At 57.1% G+C, this 23,955-nt stretch carries 14 protein-coding genes; 3 read left to right on the top strand and 11 right to left on the bottom strand.

Going from position 1 to position 23,955, the window contains the following annotated elements; translation table 11 throughout:
- Nucleotides 1-161: 161 nt before the first annotated feature.
- The 6 genes from MUN79_RS15590 to MUN79_RS15615 all read right to left on the bottom strand — a co-directional run bounded on the left by MUN79_RS15590 (nt 162) and on the right by MUN79_RS15615 (nt 16,018).
- A complete protein-coding gene (locus MUN79_RS15590; protein WP_244673605.1) occupies nt 162-3,347 on the bottom strand; it encodes a hypothetical protein in 3,186 nt (1,061 codons plus the stop codon).
- Nucleotides 3,299-9,364 (bottom strand): LysM peptidoglycan-binding domain-containing protein, encoded by a 6,066-nt coding sequence (locus MUN79_RS15595; protein WP_244673606.1) that lies wholly within the window; start codon nt 9,362-9,364, stop codon nt 3,299-3,301. The genes MUN79_RS15590 and MUN79_RS15595 overlap by 49 nt, the downstream gene beginning before the upstream one ends.
- Nucleotides 9,365-9,628: 264 nt before the next feature.
- Entirely contained in the window at nt 9,629-10,936 is a 1,308-nt protein-coding gene (locus tag MUN79_RS15600) for an MBL fold metallo-hydrolase (protein WP_244673607.1), read from the bottom strand.
- Nucleotides 10,937-11,068: 132 nt separating this feature from the next.
- Nucleotides 11,069-13,180 (bottom strand): hypothetical protein, encoded by a 2,112-nt coding sequence (locus tag MUN79_RS15605; RefSeq protein WP_244673608.1) that lies wholly within the window; start codon nt 13,178-13,180, stop codon nt 11,069-11,071.
- 217 nt (nt 13,181-13,397) lie between these two features.
- Nucleotides 13,398-14,486, bottom strand: coding sequence for a hypothetical protein (locus MUN79_RS15610; protein ID WP_244673609.1), 1,089 nt, complete (start codon nt 14,484-14,486; stop codon nt 13,398-13,400).
- Between the two features lie 1,160 nt (nt 14,487-15,646).
- Complete coding sequence (locus MUN79_RS15615) at nt 15,647-16,018, bottom strand: hypothetical protein (RefSeq protein ID WP_244673610.1); 372 nt, start codon at nt 16,016-16,018, stop codon at nt 15,647-15,649.
- A 941-nt stretch (nt 16,019-16,959) separates the two neighbouring features.
- Between MUN79_RS15615 and MUN79_RS15620 the strand changes: the two genes are divergently transcribed.
- Nucleotides 16,960-17,367, top strand: coding sequence for a hypothetical protein (locus MUN79_RS15620; protein WP_244673611.1), 408 nt, complete (start codon nt 16,960-16,962; stop codon nt 17,365-17,367).
- A 44-nt stretch (nt 17,368-17,411) separates the two neighbouring features.
- Here MUN79_RS15620 and MUN79_RS15625 read toward each other — a convergent pair whose 3' ends face one another.
- From MUN79_RS15625 to MUN79_RS15645, 5 genes are all read right to left on the bottom strand, one after another.
- Entirely contained in the window at nt 17,412-17,759 is a 348-nt protein-coding gene (locus MUN79_RS15625; protein WP_244673612.1) for an ankyrin repeat domain-containing protein, read from the bottom strand.
- Nucleotides 17,760-18,179: 420 nt separating this feature from the next.
- Nucleotides 18,180-18,971 (bottom strand): M28 family metallopeptidase, encoded by a 792-nt coding sequence (locus MUN79_RS15630; protein ID WP_244673613.1) that lies wholly within the window; start codon nt 18,969-18,971, stop codon nt 18,180-18,182.
- Nucleotides 18,972-19,464: 493 nt separating this feature from the next.
- Complete coding sequence (locus MUN79_RS15635) at nt 19,465-19,611, bottom strand: alpha/beta fold hydrolase (RefSeq protein WP_244673614.1); 147 nt, start codon at nt 19,609-19,611, stop codon at nt 19,465-19,467.
- Nucleotides 19,590-20,243 (bottom strand): alpha/beta fold hydrolase, encoded by a 654-nt coding sequence (locus MUN79_RS15640; RefSeq protein WP_244673615.1) that lies wholly within the window; start codon nt 20,241-20,243, stop codon nt 19,590-19,592. The genes MUN79_RS15635 and MUN79_RS15640 overlap by 22 nt, the downstream gene beginning before the upstream one ends.
- Before the next feature lie 1,427 nt (nt 20,244-21,670).
- Complete coding sequence (locus tag MUN79_RS15645) at nt 21,671-22,030, bottom strand: BLUF domain-containing protein (RefSeq protein WP_244673616.1); 360 nt, start codon at nt 22,028-22,030, stop codon at nt 21,671-21,673.
- A gap of 706 nt (nt 22,031-22,736) precedes the next feature.
- Between MUN79_RS15645 and MUN79_RS15650 the strand changes: the two genes are divergently transcribed.
- Complete coding sequence (locus tag MUN79_RS15650; protein WP_262922872.1) at nt 22,737-23,174, top strand: MFS transporter; 438 nt, start codon at nt 22,737-22,739, stop codon at nt 23,172-23,174.
- A gap of 105 nt (nt 23,175-23,279) precedes the next feature.
- Nucleotides 23,280-23,903, top strand: a complete 624-nt coding sequence (locus MUN79_RS15655; protein ID WP_244678346.1) for an MFS transporter — start codon at nt 23,280-23,282, stop codon at nt 23,901-23,903.
- The last annotated feature ends 52 nt before the right edge of the window (nt 23,904-23,955 follow it).

Below are 23,955 nucleotides of genomic sequence, written 5' to 3' on the forward strand. Positions count from 1 at the left end.
AGCCGACGAGTTGACGACCATTGGCCTAGCCACCGAGCAGCTGCCCGTTACGCCGTTCGTGCGCAGCACAGGGAAGCGGGCTAAGAGTGCTAAAACTCAACAAGGCATCCTTAGGATGCCTTGTTGAAACGGAAATGAAGCTGACGGACACAGGTCTGTGCTTAGCGGGATGGCGGTTTTCGCCTGCCGGCTGGCCTGCTGGCAGGTTTCGCAAGCTCCTTGATGTAGGGCACTTCCAGCAGAACGTTCGATAGATTCAGGATGGGTAACTTGTTGTTGCTCTGGCTGTATACCTCGACGATGAATTGGAAATACCCGTTATTGACAACCGGGTTGTTGGTTGCAAACCAGTTTAAAATCACCTGCGTCAGGTTGCAGACAAAGCTGTCGGTGTCTGCACAGTAGGTACCCGGTTGGCCGATTTCCCAGTCTTTACTAAGGGTGAAGATCAGCGGCGTGGCCATTAGTACGGGAAGCGTAATCTGGTTGAATGGATCAGTGCCTACCAGGTTGTACGTGTACCGGCACTCCACTTTGATAGTCTGTTCGAGGATGGTCTGTTCCGGGTTGGAAGGGGCCAACAGCGTCTTGAACAGGTTTTGCAGATGCTTGGCCAAGTTGAGCACCTTGGGTTTGCCCGGCGTTTCAATCTGCGCGACTTCGATCGGCTTGCCGCACACAAGCAGCGGCACCAGTTCGTTGTAGAACTTCACCAGCGGGGTCTTGTAGATAAATTCGTGCTGGGTAGTCCGGTACGCTCCTGCTTTGTTCTTTACCAGGTCTTCGTTCCGCGTCAGCAGCACGCCCGACCAGGCATTCTGCATGTCAAGGATATTACGCTTGTCCAGGGACAGGGTGCGCAGTGGAACCGATTTACGCTCGTTGTAGAGCAGATACTCTTCTTTAGTGCCTACCTTTTTGTAGAACGTGTTGTTGGGACCGGGCAGGTAATCCAGCAGCGAAACCGTTAAATCCGGCGCGCCACCGCGGGGCTTCACGGTAATGGTCAGCTTTGGGTCCGCGGTGCCGCCGGCTTCCGGTGCTTCGATGACGTCATAGTCGTAGATATAAGTCGGCAGCGGGTTGGACTTGCGCAACGCCTGGGCCTGCATTTTCACTTTTTCCCACTGCTTCCAGGCCGTGCCGATGTTGGTGACCAGTGTACTAAAGGCCTTCAGAGCTGTAGCAGCGGCTGGGTCAGCGGGATTGCGCAGCAATACCTCCTGGAAGTCCTTCTGAATAACCGGGTACACCGTGACAAACTGCCCCAGCGTGGCAGGCAGCAGCGTGGCATCGTAGCTACCCCCCTGATAGAACAACGTCTTCGCCGGGTCGGGCTGGTTGCTGTAATTGAACTGCAGGGTCGCGTGGATCTGGTCTTGCCCGGCAAGCGGCGGTTGATAGCTGAACGCATAGCCCCACTGCAAGGCCTCCGGGATGGTCATCGTCGGGGCTGTGCTGCTGGCCGCTGGGTAGTCAATTTCCTGGCTCACCAGGGATGGTGGCGTCGGGTAGGAACGGAGTGCGACAGGAATGTCAACTGGTCCGATGTCCGACATCGTCAGGTCCAGGGGCAGCAGCAGTGTGAGCCAGGATGAGGCGCGGTAGTCGCCCATGTTCTCCACGGTGTCGATCTGGTGCTCGATGTACGACACCCGGAAGGCCATGTTGGCGAAGTTAAAGCTGCTGTGCTTATCGGCTTCTTTCGCTTCAAAAAGGTAAGTGAGCCAGGACAAGCCCGTGCCCAGCGGCACTTTAGCAGTAGAGAGCGTGTAGTCGTCGGACGGCTGGTCGGTGCCTTCGCCCCCCACGTGGCGGGAGCGGACCGCTTCCTGGAGCACGCTCACCATGTTGCCGTAGAGCTGCGGCACAAACGGCGGATTTTTCACTGGTACGTTCTGGCCGGTAAAACCCTTCGTCACCTGCACCGCGTTCTGCACCACGGTGCTGATTTTATAAGCGTTGGAAAGCTGAATCAACACCTGCTGCTTCAGCTTTTCCTGCGCGGTGGCCAGTCCCGACAAGTCTGGCGTTTCGGCCTGCAGGATCGGTGCCACCGACGCCGCGATGCCTTCGGCAATCTGCTCTTTGGCATCCAGGATTTTTTGCAGCGTCGCGCCATTGTCCACGAGGAAGGCCGGTGTGGCGTAAGTAGCCGTCAGCAGCAGATCTATGGCCTCGAGACAGAGCCGGCCCCAGTTATCGAGGTCGATGTCTGAGAAGGTTGTCAGTGCCGGGCTGCCGGATGGATAGGTCTCGCCAGTTTTGTAGCTGTAAACCGGCACCTTGTCAAAGGTTTCCAGGCTGTTAGCCAGCGGCTTGGGCGCGAAGAAGTACTGCTGCGTGTTATCGATGGTATACCAGATGCCGTTCTGAGCATTGGCATCAAAATGCACGACCCACAGCTTCTTGTCGTTCGTGTTGCCGATGTTGTTGCGGTCCAGCCCCGTAGCCACCTTCAGAAAATTGCCTGGGGCCGGCCGGTCCTTAAAGGCCGCTTCAAAATCCTGCGCAAAGACCGACAGCGAAAGCATGTCGTCGGACGGGGCGTTGGGGCTCGCCTTCGGCGGGGCTTTCAGCACCGGACTCAGGATGTTGGCGACCGTACTTACCTCCGCTACGCCGGCAAAAGCAGGATCGACGTGCCGGGTGGGTCGCTGCAGGGTAAGGACCACCGTCAGCTCAAAGATGAATCTGCTGTTCTTCAGGTCGATGTCGTAGGCAAGCTTCAGGGGCGCGGGGAGCGTGGCCGTGAGCGGGTCGGCAATGACGGCGTTCAGGTACGCGTACATCTCACCGGCAAACCCGGACAGGATCTTGGGTTCGAGGTTGAAGGCAGGCTGCCCGGCTTCAACGTTGATGCTGCTTTGCACCTGGATGGTAATGCCTTCCTGGATGAGCTGGTAGTAGATCTTCTGGATCGTTACCTGGTCGATGCGGGCATTGCGGATTGCTTCTTCCTTCGGCAGCTTTGCCGAGACGGTGTAGCGTGCGGCAGATGCCAGGAAATCCACGTGCAGTTGGGGCGTGCCCGACTTCGTAGCGAAATAATAATAGCTGCTGACGCTGGGCCACTGCGCAAGGGCAAAAAGCGGGTCGGTGTACAGGCAGGAAAGCGAGAGGTCGTGGTTGCCGTCGGACAGGGGTGTCTTAAAGGTGTTCCCGAACATGTCCTGCCAACTCAAGCGCACGCGCGCGGGGCTGCCGAGGCCCGCATACGGGTCGTTTGCGGCCGCCGGGTAGCTCGTCTTGGCCGGTTGAATGCGCTTGTTGCTCTTTACATTCTTCGCCAGCGGGATCAGGGCGTTGTATTTCCAGTTCTTATCGGCGAGGCTGCGGTCTGGCAAGGCGGAAAGGCGGGGGAGGCCCCGTCTGCGGCCGGATCGTGCGTCGGACCCACTGGAAGCAGCGAATACGCGCCTTCGAAGACATCGGTCTCAAGCAGTGCGTACCCGATGAGGTTGAATTGATAATTAAGGTAGTTGAGGTCCTGGTGCTTGCTGGCGTCGTCGGCGGGTATGGGGTACGGGTTGATGGGAACGTACTCGTCCGGCTTGGTGCGCTCCAGCTCAAAACCGGCATTGCCTGGTCCGGCTACTGCAACGAGCGTGTTGAGGTGCGTTGCTTCCACGTACACCGTCGTAGTGGCCGAGTCGATTGGCTCACCGATAGCCACGCTGTTGACGAAGGCCGCCGATAAATCCTCCTTGTAAGTGACGAGCAGCTGGACTTTAGCGGTCTTGCCCTGGCTGAAGAGGGAAGGGGGCAGACCGGCGCCGTCGGCAGTTTTGTAATACAGGAAATAGCCGCCGGTGCGCACAATGCTGCATTGCCAGAGGAAGCTGACGAACTGCTTGAACTCGTTCAGCGTGTTGCGCGGGGCGGCTTCCTGTTGCCGGAAGAGCATCGGGCCGGAAGGGTTCGTCTCGGTCGAAAGGTTGGCCTGCACAAGAGCAATGGTAACGCCGCCGTCGACGGCGGACTGCAGGCCCACCGGGGCATCACCGGTAGGGTCGGCCGGGTACAGTACTCGGATCTGGTCGATGAAGCTGTCGTCGCCGTTGTTTTTGTTGATGTGACGAATCAACCTTTCGAGCAGCACGATGCCGGTATCGCCCGCCCCGATTATCTCGTACACGTTGGCCGAAGCCTCCGCACCGGCCAGGCCCTGCACCTGCTGGATAGAAAAGTCTAACAGCGTGGCAAAACCATTGTAGACCGGCTGCTTGTCAAAACCGCCCTGCTCGCTTTGGCGCACCAGCTTCAGCACGCTTAGCCCCAGATCGGTAGCCTGCAAGGCTTCGAGCTTGTTCATCAGGGCCTCTGAGAATGGCCAAATCGAAGGCCGCATGGTAAGCTGAGCGGGTGGTGTGCCGACGGGCAGCGCCAAGGTGCCGGGATATTGCCAGTTGATGCCGGGCTTCAAGGTAAAAGTTTGGCCGGTCGTTTTACCCAGCGGCAGGGGCAAGGGCGTAGCGCCTGGGTCGAACGGCACGGCCGCCAGGGATTGAATGCGGCTAATGTCAGCCTCCGTAATCGGAATATCGAGGCTTGTCGTAGCACAGGAACCGTTCAGTTGGATGAAGCAGGGCTCGGTCGTATCGCCGGTCTTTCCCAGCCGAATGGATAGGGCGTCGCCCGCCTTCAGGACGGGAAGCGGAAATTGCTGGCCCGAAAGACCGTACAGTGGCGCGGTGCTGGAAAGCTGCCCCGGCACAGGCAGGCGCATGCCATGCAGGAAGTACCGGGCGGCCATCCCGGAAATCCGGGCGATGTTGTCGCTGGTATCGAAGGTGTCCACCACCGTTTTGACGTTCAGGACCTGAAGTGACGGAATGGTAATGCTCGTCACGCCGGCGCTAAACAGCCCTTGCTGCTTCGCATTGTGGTCATTGTCGGCCAGGGTAGCAATGGAGACGCCGTAGAGCAGCGCCACGCTCTCGAAGGAGTCAGCTGCACCGGTGCTATGGGTCAGGGTGGGGAGGACCAGCTTGGCCAGGCTCAGCAGGGGTTGGTCTTTCACGGCCTGCAAGACCTGATCAGTCGTCGGGTGGGTCCCGCCGGAGGCGGACGTCATGCCAGCGGCCACCTGGTCGAGCGTCTGGCCTACTCCGATGCGGTAATCGTCGAAGCCGGCCACCTGAACCAGAGTACCTGCCGTCACCAGCCCCTGGATGGCAGTATTGCCGCCCGTGGCAAGTGCAGGTACGGATACGTGGTACTGATCGGCGACGCGTTGCAGCGTATCGCCAGCGCGCACCTGATGGCTGACGGATGGAATTTCGAGCAACAACCCCTGCCGGAATAGCAGGCTGCTGTTCGCCGCGGCCAAGCCCGCTACCGTTACGTCGTTGGTGTCGATGCTCTCGCCGTGGGTGTAGGTAAGCTCGTTGTACGCTGCGGCGATGGTGTACAGGCTGTCGTTGCTGCCGAAAGGAGCCGCAAACTTCTCCAGCTCGTTGACCGCATCCTGCACCGCCGAGCGGGCAAGCATAAGAATATAATCCTGGAAGATAAAAGTCGATAAGGCCTGGCCGCTGGCTAGCTTCGGCGCGGCGCTACGCAGGCCGTGGCCGGTTTCCTGCAGCTTGTCCTGCGCCATTTCCGCCGGGTTCTGATAGTCTACCCGGAGCTTGCGCAGGGCCTCCTGCACGGCGCTCATGTACGTGCTGTCTACCGTGGAGGTGCTCAGATCGTGGCTGGTGCCATTCAATGCCCAGCTCACCTGCAACATGGGGAAAATGGGGAAGATGCTCGCGTTCAGCGGCTCGCCCGTGCCCACATGGCGCTCGGCCGCCTCGTTGGTATCGGCAATGGAGATGGTGAAATACGCTTTGAGGAAGGCCTCGATGTTGGCGTAGGGGATGGGGCTCGGGTTGGTCGAAGTATCCGATAGGTAAGCGTGCAGTTGCTTCAGCACGTCGTAGCTCACGGTGTCGCTTTTCAGGGCCTCGAGCGTGATGCCGCTTTTGCCGCTGTTAATCGCGGCGTTGATACACCAGTATAGCACGCCCTTCACGAGCCGGTTCAGCGAAGCATCGGTGGTACTACCGTTCTCCGGCGCGTCGATGTATAGCAGGTTGCAAAACTGTACGGCCTTCGAGGTGCTGTCGCTGGAGGCGGTCAGCTGCGGGAAGAAATACAGGGACAGCCGTTCACTGGCCTGCTCCTGTGCAGTGAGCACGAGCGGATCCCACGTAAGAACCAGGGCCGGTGCGGCCGCCTCTCGCAGCAGGCGGCGCTGGTTGGTGGCGGGCAGGTCCCAGGGGGCCTGGCTGTCCGACCCGATGGTAAACGACGCGCTGATGGTGGTGGAAAAGCGCAGGTTGATGTGGATCTTGAACAGCCCCAGATTGACGGATACCCGCAGCGACACGGAAACGCCGGCCTCGAGGTAAATCGGAATCTTGCGGTACGCTTCCACTACCATCTGGACGTAAGCATACACCGTGATATCCACTGACGCCGAGATGATGGCAAAATTCACCTCGCCGTAAAGCTTGCCCACGAGGCCTACCGTCGCCGACACTTTGTAGTAAGTGTCGCCTGAGCCGGACGGCGTACCGCTGTTCGACTTGAAGAACGCTATTACGCCTTCAAAGATGCCGATTACCGTGACGCTAAAGCCGGCCTTGAGAATGCCTTTGTTAATCGACTTGCCGATACCGAGCTGCAAGCCCAGGCCGAGCTCTACGATTGGGTTGAAAATGCCGCGCGTCGTTTTCGGCACCTTGTCCGACGGCACGTCGTGGAGGTAGGCGATGTAAAAGCCACCCGAGCCGGTAAATGGAAAGGCCTGTACCGTCAGTGACCTGGAGAAGTCCATGTTGGCCGGGAAGCCGAAATCCAGCCGGAAGCTGCCGTTGGTGTAGACATCAATCCCGATAACCGGCAGCGTCACCGATACCGCACCAAACTGCAGCTCGCGGATGGAGTCGGGTAGTTTCAGCTCGATCTGGTAGACGCCGACCGAGTCGGTCACCTTTTTATAGAGAATCTGGAAGCTCAGCCCGCTCAGTGCCTGCATCTTCTCACCGTCCAGCTTCACCAGCAGGCCGTACAGGTTGGGGTCGTTGAACACCACGCCCAGCGTGATGGCCTCGATGATGGTGAACTTGGTGGCAATCAGCCAGCTGCTTTCTTCGCTGAAAACGAGCGTGGCAGACGGGGCCGGCACCTTCGGCGTGGGCTTGATGGGCAGGATGGGCGGCTTGCCGGGCGCCGGGGGAGCAGGAGGGAGAAAAACGTCTTTTAGGTTGCTGATGGCCTGATCCACGGTTTTGAGGTCCTGGAACGGGTAGAGGGCCACCCGCTGGCCCATGCCCAGGTAGTCCAGATCGAAGAACTGCGTGCCCATGCCCGGCACCGGAATGCTGTCGAGGTCGCGCACATCGGAACCCTTTCCGGCCAGTTTCTGGGCCGCAGGGTCTGGCGCAGTGGAAGAAATCTCAACGCCCAGAAATTTGCCTTTGAAACCCAGAAACACCCCGGTTTTGTCCTTGGTAATCGTAATCTGGTCGATCTGCAGGAACCCCAGGTTGATAGCCTTGGCATATACAATCTCAATCTTCGAGTTGTCCGGCGTGTTTTTATCGTTGGTGTACTTGAGCGAAAGACCGCTCAGGTTGATGGAATTGAGCACGTCCCACGGCGGCGAGAGGGCAAAACCCGGGTCGAAGGACTGGATGAGGTGGGTAATGATTTCACCCACCGACATGTTGGCAAAAGTGATGGTAATCACGTCCACCATCGTGGTGCTGTTGTGCTTGTAATCGGCTTGGATGCCCAGCCACTCGAGGTAGACTTCCGTGGCGGGGGTTCCGAACTTGTAGCCCAGCTTAAACGGCAGCAGTAGGAGCGTTGCCACGACCGTGATGGAGCCCGAGGCATTCCCGTTGATGTAATCCAAGCTGACAGTGGCGTCCAGCGCCTTCGGCAGGGCAAAGGAGTTGACGTCGATTTTCCATTTAACGGTGCCTTCGACGTGATACTTCTTGCTCTGGTCCGTGGCTGCAGCCGTGGGCACGTACATGGAAACGGCCACGCCGGAGATATTCAGCGAGGCCTTATTGACCCAGTCCGGCAGGGTTTCGATGCCCAGGGGCTTGAGAAACTTTTTGACCAGGTCGAGGAGCGGAATAACGGCGCCCGGCTGCATGCCGGCAGAGAATGTCCAGCCCGCATCCGCAACGGGCTTGTCGGCCACCACCTTCACCGATACACCGCCGATTTCAAGGGTGCCGCCGATGGTTCCAGTAAGGGTGCGCTGCTGGCTAAGGGTTGGGTTCCGAATGTCGAGCGCTACGTAGGGGTCCCGAACGGAGAGGATGCCGAAAATGTCGAATTCCAGGACGCTGGTAACGCTGAACTGAATGGAGGAAAGCGTCTTGGATGCCGGATTGAATGCAATATTGAGTTGCTCAAGATTGATTTCCTGCAACTGCAGGCCGACCGGAAAGGCGGGAAGCGCGTACCCGTTGGACGCGGGCAGGGAGCTAAACAAGTCTCCGATGCCATTAGTGTTTTGCAGTGACCCGTCCAGGTGCGCCACCCAGTCGCTGCTGCCCGCAGGAACGTCGAGCGACACATTGAGGTACGCTTTGGCCGGCGTGCCGCTTCCGCCGCCGATGGCGAACTTAGCAAACAGGTAGGTCGCGACCGTATACCGGCTTGTGGCTTTATTTAGCGTGAAGTTGGCGCCGGCGCCCGTGACGGTAAAGCCGTCGACAATCGTCCAGGGCTGGTCGGCAGGCCGGCCGATCATGATCTTGGCGTAGCTGACCGTGCCGCCGCCCTCGAGCGAGAAGGTGAGCAGCAACTGGTCGAGGCGGAAGCTCGTTGCCTGCTGGAAGCCAGGCGGAAGCGTGGCAAACAGATTGTTGCCGAACACGAGCTGCGATAAGTCGGCGATGCCGTCGGCCAGCGTGGCGGTCGACGACAGGTTCAGGCGCCATTGCCCGGCGGGCGCGCTGGCGCTTACGGGCACAGCCACCGATACCGTCAGGTTGGTTTGTTTACCCAGCAGGAAAGTGCCCGTCAGCCAGAACGAGGTGTCGTATCCCCCTGACAGCGGATTCAACGTGCGCTGAAGGCCGAAGCCAATGTTTGTAACTCTAAGCGAAATCGCAGGCACCAGCGTCCACTCGTTGGCCGAGGAGGCCGCCGCCCATTGCTGGTATCCCAGTTCCGACGCAATGGACATGGTCACCGCCTGAAACGGCAGCTTCGGAAGGATGGATGGATCGAAAAAGCCGGCCGGGATGATGTTCCAACTAGCCAGCGTCGCAAAGCCTAGGTTGGTAAACGCTGCGCTGTAATTGCTTTGCAGCGTGTCCGCATCGGTCTGCAGCAGGGCAATTCGCACCGGTTGCGGCAGGCTGTAGAGCGTCTGCGTGCCGGTGACGGTCAGCGTGCTGCCGCTGACGGTGATTTGGGTCGACGGATCGGTCAGGCCCGACAGCGCAATCTTCTGCCCATCAAAATAGCTAAGTACAAAGGCAAAGCTGTCTTGCTTGATGATGGTATTGTCCAGCGTCAGCTTCCCCCTTTAACGGCTCCCCGGAGGTCTGTAGCAAGTTGTTGAAGGTTCATGGAGCAGGATTAGGAATGGCAGAGGCCGGAGGGAATGTTACTTCTTGTGGCAGAAAAAAGTGCTCGAGACCGTAGAAATGGTATAGTTGTTTTCCACAGCCTGCACCGTGAATGCACTCGCGGTGGAGTAGGGCACGACACCTTCGCCGAGATAAGCAGTCACGATGTAGCCCGCTTTCTCTTGGGACGTACCCAAGCTTCCGTAGCTAAAAGCGGTCCGGTTCCGGGTGCCAAAAAGCGTTGTCGCACGCGTCAAGGATTCTCCTTGAGCAAAATCATATAGGTTGGTAAAAAAGAAACCCTGGGCCGATTGGTTTGGGGCCGTCAGGTCAGCGGGAAGTGTAATGGGTTGCGTTGCATTCAGCCGGTTGATAAAGCCAACAGAAGGCAGGTGCCAGCCGGAATTGTCGCCTGCTGACGTGACGCACACGGCCGGACGCATGGTGCTGAGGAACGTGGAGTTGTTGCTGTGGTCGCTGCCGTGGTGGTTGGCTTTAAAACCGCACATGTGGCCGTCGTATGCCGCGGCTGGTTTGAAATAGGATTTGGCGCCCTTGTAGAGGTATTGAAAGCCGGCCGCCAGGGTGGTTTCCTGGTCGATGTAGCTGCCGGCGGTAGAGCCGCCCATGTCGCCGCCGAAGAAGTACCGGAATTCGCCGCATTCCAAGACAAAGCCGAGCGACGGGTCGTTCTTGCTGGCGCCGCGGTTCCAGTTGTCGGTCACCTTGCCGTTGTCCTGCGTAAAGCCCCAGGCGGCCACACACCGAAAGTTGATAGGAACCTTCTTCGTGCCTTCTTCGAAGGAGCCCAGCGGCATCATGACCCCAACCATCTCGCTAACCTTGTCTGTCGGTTTGTTGATGGGCTGAAAGCGTTTCAGTCCAAACATGTCGGCAGCCTTTCCGATAGCCGTCACATAATCGTCCATCGTTCCGTCGAAAATACCTTCGGTGGCCCAGGGATTGGTCGTGTCGCGGGGCTGGACGTTAGCCAAGTTTGGTGCGCTCACGTAAGGCCGCATGCTATAGCCGCCCAGGTCGGTGTATTGGCTCGACCGGATGTCGCCGGTACCTAGACCCAGCAGGCCTTTGTAATGGTCGTTGTGATAGTGGGTGAGAATGGTATAATCGAACTGTGTGTTGCTAAACCGGGCTTTCATGTACGGCAGCAATAATTCCGAATAGTTGGTTTGGCCGCCGTCGATGAGCACCTTCGCTTCGGAACCGTCTTTGTACAGAACTCGGATAACGCTTGCATCGCCGTTGTTAATATTGATATGGTGGATTTCCAGCCGGACCGCCGGGCTCCCAGTTAGTACCTGGACGGGAGAGGCTGCCTGCGGCAAGGAGTCGTTGCTGGGGGCTTGTGCATTTCGGCACCCCCGAGGGCAGTCAGGGCCAACAGCAACCACACCCCGACGTGCCTACGGAACAGCAAGACCGGGTTTGTTAAGAAGTGTCCATGTATTTTCATGATGCTATTTCTTTTTAGCCTTAGCTATTCTGGCCGCTTTCTTTGCCGCTTTTTGGTAGGCCGCGTACCAGCCCATACTGCCGAGCTGCGCTTGGTTGTTGGGGTCGCCGAAGAGGTAGAAATCAATGGTGCCGCCAGCAGGAAATTTCTTGCTGAGAAACTTCAGCGCGACTTTGTTCAGCATCAGCAGGTATGCCGTTGCGGTTTCGCCCGGCTCCGGACTGGCCAGGAGCAACTTCACCGACGCGATGTCCAGGCCCAGCACGCCTTGCAGCGACAGCAGCTTGCTTTGTGAACTCATGCCCGGCAGCTTCAGCCCGGTGTAAATCGCCCCGTCGCTGACCGACCAGGCCAGCAGCAGGCTCGACTTGAATCCGGCGCTGGAAGCTAGTGCCCCGGGTGTGCCCAGGTTGAGGTCATACACAAGGCCGTACCAGTCACCAGTCGGGTCCCCGGCGTTGGTCAGCGTCGGCGTCTGCACCTTGATAAAGTCCAGCTTCGCCGGCAGCTGGTCCGCGTTGCCGCTGACCAGCCCGGTGAGCTTTACCGGGAAATGGTTGAACAGGCTCGCGCGGCGCGTCCGGCTGGCCGATACGTCGAACGTGATGCCGCCGGCGTCAAAGGCGAAGGTCTTGACGGCGGGGGTGTCCAGGCTAAACGACATGCGGACCAGCAGCTGGGAATAAGCCAGCCCCTGGGTTGAAACCGGCTCCCCGTCCGATCCGAACGAGAGCAGGTCCATGTTCTGCAGGGCCGCAAAGTTGAGGTAGCCCCACAGCGCGAATTGCGCGTAGACCATCCGGTCGGCTTGCTGTGTCGCCGACGGCAGCAAGGTGCTGAAACTGGAGCGCACAACTTCTACCGTCTTGAACGCCGGATTAGCCAGCGGAATCATGTCGCGGCCGGAACCGGTAAAGCTGTACGAGGGCAGACCGTTGTGGTCCTCGTAGCTGCCCGAAAGAATAAGGATGTTGTCGCGGCCGGCCGTTTCCGTGACTTCACTGCCAAACAACTGGTAAATGCTGAGCTGGACAAAGCTTTTGAAGCTTTTGATCTTTGAGTTTTCAAAGAGCACCTTCAACATCAGGGTCTTGAAATTGAAGGCGCTGCGCGGGTCAAAATCGAGCGTCTGCTTGTACGCCGGTATGTTGCCCGCATAGGGGGCGAAAGCCGGGTCCACATAGTAGATGAGGCCGAACATCGAGCTTTTGTCCTCCATGGAGATGGAGACCTGGCCCGTGGCAGGGTCTTTTCGGGTCAGAATGTGGTTGGCATTGATGCCAAAGTGGTGCGCGTTGAATTGCGACAGGTCGATACCGGCCAGCAGGCCCTGCAGCTCGCTCGGGAAGTTTTTAATGCCAATGTCCGTCTTGAGGGCTAGGATGCCGTTCCAGTCCGAATTGGTGACGATGTCGGCGAAGTGCATAAAATCCGGGTCGCCGGCCTCATGCCCCTTCTTGATGCCGTCCTTGACGTAGGCATCGAGCCACGAGGCCAACTCGGCCAGGCTGCTCTGAGCGGTATCATTTACGTCGGTCGCGTTGGTCCACTGCGCGGGGTTTGCTACACGTTCGGCAAGGGAGCCGGCGCAGAATTTAAAAATGAGCACGTTGTTGAACTGACCGTTCGTGGTGCTCTTGGGGACGTTGATTCTGAAGGGCCAGCCCTCCAGCGTAATCTCGCTTTGAAAATCCCCGAGAATCTTGTCCAGCCCGATGACCAGAAACTGTTGATTGGTCTGGAACGCGCTCTGCAGCTTCGCGTTCAGGTTGTAGAACGCCATCGTTTGCCCGTCGGCCGTCCCCTGCCCCGCGTTCTTGGCTAGAATGAGACTGGTCCAGGCCTGCGCCGCGTCGATTGTCACCATCAGCCCCTGCGGCGAGGTGGACAGCGTGTCGCCAGCACTGGCTGCGGCCAGTCCGCCCTGGTGCGCTGCCTTGCGCCGCTGCCGGGCCATGATCAGATGCGGCAAAGCTTGCTTTTCGATTACCGCTTTGCGGATCGGGCTCAGGACCGCCTTCTCGAATTGGACGAGGTCAACTGACTGGGTCGTGGCGCTGGTGAAAGCGCCGTAGATGCCGATGGGGAAAAACAGGTTGTTACCTGCACCCTGCAAGGGGCGGTGGTCGGTTCGTAAAATCCCAGGAAGTTCGTGGCGGTCTGCGTAGTCAGGGGTGTTACGCCGTAGAGCGAAGCGCCGGTGGGCTGCGACACGTACCGAATGGTGGTGTCGGTATGGGGGAGTGTGGGTCGGCCGGCTGCGGCGGCAATGGATACCCAGCCGCCAAGGTAGCTGCCGGTAAGCGCGGGCTGGGTGCTGCTCTCGCTGGGCACTACCGGGTACCCTTGCACGTACGCGGGCTGTTTGTCCGTGAATAGCAGCAGGTCGCCGGGGTAAGTTGTCGTTCGGGAATGAAGGACAGAGTCTCCAACCCGGAGAGGCCACATAAGAGGTTAAGCACCGTTGGCTGTGCAAGGGCAGTGCCCGCAATCAGGTGGAAGCCACCCTTGGGGAGCAGGTAGTTGGGGCCGGTATTGCCTTTGTCAGCAGGGCTGAATACCAGCATGGCCGCTCCGGAACCGGGCACCGCATACGGGAGGGGATTCTCATCCGGCAAAAAATTCACGTACGGCGCCAGGGAAAGGGCATTGCCGAAGCTGGAGCGCAGGTACGTGGTCAGCACCGGTCCGGCCGTGTCGAATGCCAGGAACGTGCGCGGCACACCGTTGTTGTTGAGCTGGTTGTTAGGATCGAGGCTGGCCTGGAACGCCAGCAACGACGTAAAACCTGCATCCAGCAAGGGAAATTTAAGGGCGTTGGCCGCGGCAGGCGTTCCGTAAAAAAGGCGAGGGTCCGCATCAAAGGATTTCCAGTCGCTGGCGCCGTTGAAGCGGAGGCCGAACCGAATACAGCCGCTGCTCGCACCAGTGACGGAGATATAAATCCGGTCGTCGGCGATTTGCGACTTGCTAACAGCCACTTGGCTGGAAAACCGGATGGTGCTGCCGGGCTGGCTGCGCAGTTCAAAAAACAGCTTCTTTCCACTCAGTTGAATGAAGCAACCGGAGGGCACTGCTAGGTTGATGTACTTTCCGAAAAGAAGGTTCGTGTTGTTGCTGGTGTAGCGCTGCAGGTTAGGGCTCTGCTGCACCAGGGTATAAGACGTAGAGGTCTTGGTAACCGCGTTGCTATTGGCAATCCAGAGAAAGGCGTTGCTGAAGCTGCTAAGCGACTGCAGCAGGGTGTCGAGATTTTGGATGAATTTGGCTGCGTCGTCCGGCGCGGAAGGCGCAAAAAGGTAAACAGCCTTGTTCTTGACGTCCCAGCTTTGTTCCAAGGTGATGGTGGCAGTAGCCGCCGGAGCGTTGAGCAGGCAGGCACACCAGCCGGTCCCGTCCGCCGGTTTATCGGCGGTGTACAAACGCTTGTTGGCCGAGGACGTGTTGGAAAAAGTAGGGACGGTCATGGGAAGAAACGTAGGAGCCTGCTTGGTGGATGGCAACGAAAAATGCTTGCCCGAGCGCCGTGGTAGAGGTGTAATGGCCGTTTAAGGCGCTATTTTTTGCCTTGGTGCAAGAAGGCTTGCCGTAGCGCGCATTCCTTGCGGACCATTTGCAACCCCGTGCGCTACCTGGTTAAAATCGGCTGCGGCAGGGGCCACTTACCGCCGGGCCGTGGTCTAGCTCTCGTGGGCGCGCTGTCTTAGGTAACGGCTGTTTCGAGCCCTTGCTGACCGGACGCGATACCGAGCCGACGGCCATCATTGTAGTCGCGCACACGGTGCAGAACACGCCTACCAACGAGCCCGACCGCGGGCGAGCGGGGCGTGGTACGAGCAGGTACAGCAAGTTCCGGGCTATACCAACCTGGGGTACACGGGCGAAAAATCCGAATACGCTGCGGTCGTGCACAATAGTGTTTTCAGGTAATGACCAAACCCGCGGGCTGGACCGGCTTCGGGCTGTTACCCCGTCGCGGAGCTTCCAAGCGCCGTTTCGATAAGGTTGCCCACTTCCTCGAGCTGGTCAGAAACCATGAATGGGTAAAGCCATCCATATAGCAGTTTCACGTTCTTGCCTTTGCCAAACTGGTATTGGCTAAAGCCACTTTCTCCTCACTAGTTCATAACAACCTCTAACTGGTGCCCTGGATGGGCCGCAAACCCTACCTACTGTGATGGGCGGTATCTGCCCGACTGTTTTGTGCCAGGAGTGTCGAAGACAAAGGCTATCCGACGAGGCCACCTCCCTTGAAAAAAGAGGCTTAAAACGCACGATAGTACTGCTGCTAAGTGGTAGGAACCCTTTCAAAAGCTCCCGGTGCGCCGGGACGGATTGAGGCAGGTACAAGGCGGCATGGTAACGGCGCATTCGGCACCATTCGCATCGGGTGCATGGGCCTTCCCCGCCCCAAAGACCGCACGCCAGGTCACAGCGGCCCGACGTGCGGCCATCTACCGGAAATGGCAGCGCGTTGCTGGCTTTTATTTTTCGTCGCTGTCAGCCGGCGGGTTACTCCAGTTCGCAATCGGGTTGACGTAGGAATAGTTGCCTTTGCCGTTGAGGTCCGTCCAGGTAGCGTTCAGATAAACGCTGCCGTTGTCGTCGGGGTGGGGGTATACAACTGAATTACTTTAATCGACAGGGTCATCAACCCGGATTCAACAGTGATGTCAGTTTGGATCAGGTTGTTGGGATTGAGGTAAATGGGGTTCGGGAATGTACCGGCCGAATTCGTGAATGTTACTTTCACCATGTTGTAGGTGTCGCCAAACACAAGGATGTTGGCACTGAGAAAGGCGTTACCGTAACCGATCTGCTTGGAGTAAGTCACCGGCCCGCCTTCTTTCTGCAGCCGCGAAAAATCAACAGGCGAGTCTGTGAATGAAGCCGAGGCTATCGGACGGTCTTGAATGGTGCCGGTGGCTTCTGTGTCTTGGTGTTGCGTACTCATTTGGGTGTTTGCTTTGTATTTAAGAAAACGCCTACTCTATTTAAGCTTTTCGGCAGCCGCTTTTTATATCAGGAAGGATTCGGGAAATGCAGTGCATACCAAAGTATATGGTGCTAGTGTCAGCTAGCAGCCGGGAAACGTTTCTTGTTTGGAGTAATTAATTCGCATATAGTACAGTTGCTACACTAGCAGACCATGAGCAAAAGCCAATAGCATATGATCCTAATAAGAGCATCATACTACTTGATCGTGAAGGGATTGTAGTATACATGCCTGCAGATCGAGTAGGGTTTTTGATAAGAGAATTGAATAAGCCAGGCGACACAATTACCTGTGCAAAAAAGACAGTTAAAATCCAGCCTATAGCAGGTAGAAATACGCTATTTACAAACCAGGTAGAATTACCTGGTAGTAACCAGTTTGACTTCAGCAAAGCTCAATACGGGCCCACTGCAACAGCACAATTGAATGGAGTTTGATGCACTATTATTCTTGTTCGGGCAATGCTACACTGCAGAATAAAAGCCTGTTGGGGAATTAACTGATGTGACCTAGGCATGGCGGATATTGAAAGCGGGGCCGCGGCATGCCCGCACGTGGCCTTGCGTGTCGACCAGCAGCTGTCGCTTGCGCCTGTTCACTCGTTTGTGCGCGTCCAGCCCGCGGGCTTCGCAGATGCGAAGGGCCCGGCCTTCGATAGAGGATGGACAAAGTGCGCACCCAGCAGCGTGCCCTAAGATTTTGCATTGAACACCTGGCTATTGACCATTCACGTAAACGACAGTTTGCGTGAACACAAACTTTTCTTTCGTTGAGTGGTGCTATCCTGCGTTTCTCTCTTAGTACATGGTTGACCTGCAGCTGTTCCCACCTACCAAATTGGGAGAAAAAGACCTCAATGACACGAGCCTGGGGAGGCCTTAGAATCGTGTTTCCCCCAGATGGATGATGGCGCTCTTCTACACTGGAACGGCGTATCGGTGCCACTCTCCTACAAGTACGACCTCGGCATCATTATTCATGACATCATCTTCCTCGTCCAGCAACTACGGACCAGCTTGATGGGAAGCTTTACCATTTGCTGGCCCTCCAATACGTTTCGGGTAAACTGGCAGGTGGCAGTAGTAGCTGGCTGCGTACGGGTTACCGCTTCCTGGGAGAGTGGGTACGCCCCGGTAGATGCGTTGAATGCCTCCCCGGTAGTGGAAACAGACCAAGCCACGTTTATGGCGCAGTGGGTTGCCTTGTTACGCTTCGCGAACCAGGCTCTTATTGACACTGGCTACACCGCTGGGGATTTGGAAGACTATGGCCTACTAGTAGAAGAGTTGGCTCATCATCAGCAGTAATCCATCGTTTGCCTGACCGAGAACTTTCTCATCGGGGCTAGGGGTTATAGGTCGTGTAGGGGATGCCGTTGAGTAGGCAACCGGACCCGTTGCCCGCTGCCGTTGGTTAGAGTTGAATCCGCCCCAAACTGCAACAACAGTCCCAGCACATGTTGCTGATTTATGGGCAGCCGGGCGGCGTAGAATAAGACGGGCGTCGAATTCATAAAGGCGCTGCTGCGTCCGTTTGGGTCGGCACCATGCCGCAGAAGGGCTTCCACCAAGTCGGCCCGGCCTAGTTGTACTGCGACAATCAACGGCGTCTCGTGTTTGAGGCGCTCATTAGGGTCAGCACCACACCACAGCAACAAATCCAAGTGGGCCGCGTTGCCAGCCGCAATAGAGGGACGCATACTCGTGTGGCGTAACACGGTCCATGGCAGCGCAAGGAAGCAGACGGATGTAGCGATTAACGCCCACCGGCTGGTCTGCGGCATGGGCGGGGCAAGTAACATCAGGACGCTGGTTAAACCGACGAACCACCCCGCAAACAGCGTCGGGGATGTGGCGAAGTAGCACAAAGCGGTGCCGGCTGCCCCGGCCCCCAGCGCAAAGACCAGCCCCGCCGGCTTATTCCCGTTCAGCCGTGGGGCTTGGACCAGCAGCGTGCAGAAGCCGGTGGCCCACAACAGAAAAGCACTCAGCCCGTTCAGTGGTCCGACGTAGGCAGTAACCGAACCCAATGCAACCCAAAGGAGCGTGAGAAGCCAAAGTAGTGCTAATAGGAGTTTGCGGGTCATGAGGGAAAAGTACTAGCGAAACGCTCGTTTATCTTATTGGGCAGCTACTACGGTTTCCCACACGGCAGCGGAAGTCATGGCTAAGGCGGCTTCGCTTAATTTTTCATAGGTATCGGTCGGTTGGTGATAATGCTTGAAAAGAGGGGCTTGCGCTAGTATTTCCTGAAGTGTCCATAGGTCTGCTTGCTGCGCAATGGCCTGGAAATACTGCTGCGCAACAGCAATATCTTGGTCCGTAATGCAGGTTATGGTAAAGGCATCACGCAGCCCGGCTTTGCGAAAGGGCACATGGTCGGCGGTATTGGTGATGAGCTGGCCAAACCGGTTGGTCCGAACGCCCTGGTGCCGGGCAACTGCTTCAAACGTGCTGAGTAGCGGGCCCCTGTGTAAGGCATCCATGGGCCACAACGCCAGTTGATCCCCCATGCCAACCAATTCCAGGTTGAGCAACCCGGCTAAGTCCCTGGTACCATAGTGGGCAACGTAGGCGTGCGACCCTTTCAACCTGGTTTCCTCTTCGTCGAAAAAGAATACCCGCAGGCCGGCGTTGCTACGGGCTTCTTGATGCTTGCGAATAATATCAAGGCAAACGGCGATGGCCGAGCCATTGTCATTGGCGCCGGCCGACGTAAGCACGCGGTCAAAATGAGAACCGACGCCGATTTTACCTTCGGCTCGGCCTAAATCGACCACCAGGTTACTACCACTCGCATAGGGCTGCTCAACATAGCGGACATCCAGCGCGTCGAGGTGTTCGATAATGAGCGCCCGTCGCGTGGCATTTGGCTGGTTATCGAGTACTTTGACGATTTCTTGAAGCTTCATACACTAAACGTAGTGTTTACCTTCCTTCTGCTGGCACGCGGCAATGAATTATCAGGCGAAAGTAGGACGATGCAGAGGTAAATCAAGTAGGCTGAATGCAGTGTCAGTGTTTGTAGCGAACGGGTGATTTTGCATAAGCGAAAGGTCCTTTTACGGGCTATACACCACGAACTAGGCCTTATTATAACAGCGAGGAATAAAATTACCCTCTTTTAACTGGAGACAGTCAGCCAGATGGTGGCATTCCTTCGCTCGTTTAGCTTTCCAACCATTCGTGCAAAAAGGTCCTCTAGTCTCAGCGTAGCACGCGCCCCATTGGATGAGAACAGAACCTATCTCTCAAAAAAATCAGACCTGCTGTGCGCTTCACAAGCAATGGAAGTCTGCATCCAAGGCCGAACGGTCTAACATTTCCCATGCAATCGGCCAAGCCCGATCGGCTTTTACGCTAAGCCGCTTGTGCCTATGAAATGGCAACCCCTTCTACCGGCTGCTACGAAGTGAGAAAAGCATCGATGGCGGCCAGCGTTTCCAGGGGCGCAGTCAGGTGCGGACAGTGCCCGCTCGTGCCCAGAGTCACCCGCTCTCCTTGCGGCAGGTGGTGCAACAGGTAGTTGCCTACTTCCGGTGGAGAAGCCACGTCCTGATTACATTGCACCACCAGCGTGCGGGCCCGCACACGGGGACATCCTTTCGGCTATCGGTGAAGAAGCTTACTTGGGCAAAGTGCTGTACCTGCGCCGGATCGTTCTGGCAAAATACTTCAGCCAGTTCCTCGCCCAGCGCTGCTGGCTGCAAGGGGCCCAGCAAGAGCCCGGCAAACAAGTGTGACCAAGCGCCATAATCCGTCGTCATCTGGCGTAGGAGCTGCTCGACATCCTCCCGCTCAAAGCCTCCATAGTAGTCGCCCTCGTTGAAGTAATAGGGGGAAGGAGTCAGCAATATTAGGCGTTCCACCAGTTCTGGGGCGGCAATAGCAGTCAGCATCGCAATCGAGGCTCCTACCGAATGGGCCAGTACCCAAATAGAAGGCAGCTCCAGTGCCCGGCAGATGGCCACCACATCGTGGGCATATTCGGCTAATGTCGCATACGGTTGCCCGGCCTCATCCACGCTTACATAATCAAAGAGGACAAGCTGATAGCGCGCCGAGAGGCCCGGTAGCAGGTGGCGCCAGATCTGCTGGGTACAGCCAAAGCCGTTGCACAGCACCAAGGGTTGCCCTTGTCCCAGGATGCGTACGTGGTGACGCTGTAGCAAGCCGTCGGCCACAGATAGGGGAGTCGAAGTATTGGGATAGGATGGCACAGGAGGGGAGGATAGCGTAATAAAAATGATGCGGAAGCAAGCAATAAGCCAAATAGAAATTTTCTTTGGGTAAAGAAACGATTATTTGCCGTTTGCAGAGAGTCTTCTGCTCTGCCTTGGTGAGCCTACTTTCTTCCCGAGCCAATGGGGCTACTTTTTTGCTTCATGAGACAAGCGCGGGCCATCTCTTTTGGACTGGTAGTGCAAGTTCGGAGTAGCGCTGGCGCGAGGGTGGTCACACACTCGCTGATCGCGGTTGCCTATCTCAACGAGGCCGAGTTCGTACGCCTGCACGCGGCCCAGACCTACTGCTGTACCAGCAGCGCGATATTTCCTCTCTTCCGGAAGGAAATGGGATGGGCTGGCAGCCGCGCAACCCGGATGGCGAGGCGCTAGCGGAGCCCGTGGCAGCTTCTGTCGGAATGCTTCCAATAGCCGTGCCTGTGTTGGTCGAGAAATAGAGCGACAACCGGCTGTGGTCAGCATACAAAAGGCAGTTCCTGTGCTTCAAAGCTCTTTTTCCAGTTGGACCCCACGGAAAGCTGGTAGCACTGGGGTGCCCGCTGGGCGACACCTTACGTAGGGCCCTTCACCCATCGTAGCTGCCATCTGCGCGTAGCAGGTTTTCGGGTACATGGTCGGAAGGTCGCCACCAAGACGTAGGCGGTTAAAACCAACCTATACGCTAGTCGGCCATTATACTCGCTGACATATTGGTCGGGACCAGGCGGTAGGGAATAAGAAGTAAATAGCACGGTTCCCAGCAGCAACGTAGGCGACGGAAGGAGCGTCGCTTCATACCAAGACCTTCTCACTAGTTGAAGGGAAATGCTTTATTCATCATGTCGTTGACCATTGTGACACTGCCTGTCAAGCTGCTTCAAGCTCAGCTCCGGTCCCAGCACACGTGAAATCCGAAGCCAAGTCGCTGTCCGGCAGGAAGAAAACGCGGATCTTGCCGAACTGTGGGCACTAGTAGTACCAGGTTCGCGCGGCTGGTCGCTACGGCAGCACCCACCCACGGCGCCAGTAGGAGGCATGCACTGCGGGGTTCAACGGTCCTTGATGGTGCGACGCTGGGGTTTGCTGCGTTACGAAATCGCCAGCCGTTGGTCTTTTCGCGGCTTCGCTTGACAGCCTTCTACATGCTCACGTCGCCATCCGAGAAAGTGGTGTGTGCCAACCACTTGGTGCTTTGCTTGTCATTCGGGCTGCTCACAGCGAGAAAATACTGGATCCAGCCAGGCCAAAGGCGCGTAACAACGTTTGGATATGCTGCTCCTGCACATCGGGTACAACGGGGCCGTCTGCTCCAGCCTCTAGCACAAGCGCGACCTCGGCTAGGGCCACCTGCCCAAAGCCCATCGTCCACTCCGCAAAGCGGCGCGTCGCTACCGGGCCTTCCCGACAGTGACTACTTGCTGGTGGCGGGTATCGGCTTGAATCCGTGCGTATAAGGCACGGACTTCTGCTTCAGGTCCTTCGAGTACTTGGACAAAGCGCCCGGTACTATATAACAACAAGCCTGTGATCTGGTGCTGCGCATTATAGTGCTGGGACTGCTTTAGAAGTGCTTGTCCTTCGTCGCCCGTGAGGGGTTGCTTAAGTTGACTCCGATACAGGATCTGATATACGCTGTTCTGCAGGCGGTGTACTACTTGCTCGAATGTGAGCAGGCCGCGTTGATACTGGGATAACAGATCCCATTCGTAGCGGCGGGCAACCAACGGCGTATGGGCGGTCAGCGCCACAGTCCAGGCAATGGCGCGTTGACGCTGGGCTTCGGAATAGGGTGAAGAAGGCAAGAGTACTCAATTCAGGGTCTACACCGAAAAGTACGGTTGAAAAATTCCCAGCGCAAGCCGGATACTGCTTCTCACTTGACCCTGACCTGGGTGTAGAAACTTCTTCGTTCGCAACTAGTCAGAACGCGGCATCCCCGCTATAGTTACCATAGTGTGTCCTTAGTATAGTTCATATTAAGGCAAACCACCGTTTCGCTGAACGATATACACGTTGTGGGTTAGCTATAAAAAAAAAGATAGTGTATGCTGCTTGTCTTTAGGTTGTTGCTACATCATTGATACACCATTATTTATCTGGATCAGTGGCTGTAGGTGGCCCCCACTACAAAATTACTTCCTACACTCTCTACCAACGATTGCATACCGGAAGATGATTGTGCGGCAGCGCCGAAGTAGTACCGCCCTACGACCTGACTAGTCAGCGTTTAACCATAAGCAGTCATTTTACGCTTCCCCTTCGTACTTCTACGGAGCCAGAGTGTAGAGTCTGTCCAAAGAATACGTGTTTACGCGTTAGTTGCTAGGAATGCAAAAGCCGTTAAACAGGCCTGTAGCAGCTACCTTTCGCTTGTTCGCTTATCACGCCTGCAGCAGCGTCAAGCTCCTTAATACGACGAGGGCACTCCTTGTTCATAATCCCTAATTTCTTCTAGTGAATATCAAACTACTTCCGCTTGCTTTGGGTGGCCTAGCTATTGGCACCACCGAGTTTGTAATGATGGGCCTGCTACCTAGTATCTCACAGGATTTACGCGTCACTATTCCGGAGGTGGGCTATGTGATTTCGGCCTACGCGCTGGGAGTGGTCGTGGGAGCCCCCATGCTCACTGTATTAGGGCGCAATTTGGCACCTAAGCAGCTGCTGATGCTCCTGATGGTACTCTTCACGGTCTTCAATACGCTCTCGGCTTTCGCTCCTACGAATACGGTACTGTTTTTCACCCGTTTACTAGCGGGCCTGCCGCACGGTGCCTTCTTCGGGTGGGGTCGGTGGTGGCAAGTCGGCTGGCACAGCAAGGCAAGCAGGCACAGGCCATTTCAACCATGTTTGCTGGCCTTACGCTCGCTAATTTGCTCACCGTGCCGTTAGGTACTTACCTGGGCAGCATTACTCCTGGCGCTATGCGTTAGGAGGCGTAGGGGCATCGGTCTGCTCACGCTGGCTTCTATCCACTTCCTTTTACCGACTTTGTCCGTGCAGCAAGCCGGCAACTGGCAGAGCGAGCTGGCCCTGTTCAAGCGGCTCGAAACATGGCTTATTATTCTGCTAACGGCCATCGGCACGGGTGGGATGTTCTGCTGGGTAAGTTACATCGCGCCGCTGATGACGGAGGTGTCGCACTTTCCGGCCTCCTACGTGCCCTATATCATGATGCTCGTGGGACTGGGCATGTTTGTAGGCAACGTGGTGGGGGGCAAGTTGGCTGACCGCTTTTCGCCTCTCACCGCCGCAACTACCCTACTGCTGGCTATGAGCGGTACGCTGCTGGCCATTTACTTCACCTCCAGCAACCAGCTGCTCTCGCTCGGGCTCACGTTTCTAGCCGGCAGTTTTGCGCTGGCCCTAGCCGCACCCATCCAGATCCTGATGATTCACTCATCGAAAGGAGCCGAGATGCTGGGCGCCTCGATCACGCAAGCGGCCTTCAACATCGGCAATGCGTTGGGCGCGTTTTTGGGTGGGCTGCCCTTGGCAGCGGGCTACGGCTACACGTCGCCTGCTCTGGTGGGGGTAGGCCTAGCGCTTGTCGGAGCAGGAGTTGCCTGCGTGCTGGCGTGGGTATCTAGGCAGCAGCCCCTAGTGCTAGCGCCGCAGTGATGGCCAGCCCCGAGCCGTTTCCTAGCGTCTTCTCGTGGAACGGGCTTGGTAG

This window comes from Hymenobacter cellulosilyticus (assembly GCF_022919215.1).
GTDB lineage: Bacteria > Bacteroidota > Bacteroidia > Cytophagales > Hymenobacteraceae > Hymenobacter > Hymenobacter cellulosilyticus.

Bases quoted from the DNA above. Each gene is read 5' to 3' on its own strand.
- MUN79_RS15615 (WP_244673610.1), bottom strand. From the start codon at position 16,018: ATGAGTACGCAACACCAAGACACAGAAGCCACCGGCACCATTCAAGAC.
- MUN79_RS15620 (WP_244673611.1), top strand. From the start codon at position 16,960: ATGGATGATGGCGCTCTTCTACACTGGAACGGCGTATCGGTGCCACTC.
- MUN79_RS15625 (WP_244673612.1), bottom strand. From the start codon at position 17,759: ATGCGTCCCTCTATTGCGGCTGGCAACGCGGCCCACTTGGATTTGTTG.
- MUN79_RS15630 (WP_244673613.1), bottom strand. From the start codon at position 18,971: ATGAAGCTTCAAGAAATCGTCAAAGTACTCGATAACCAGCCAAATGCC.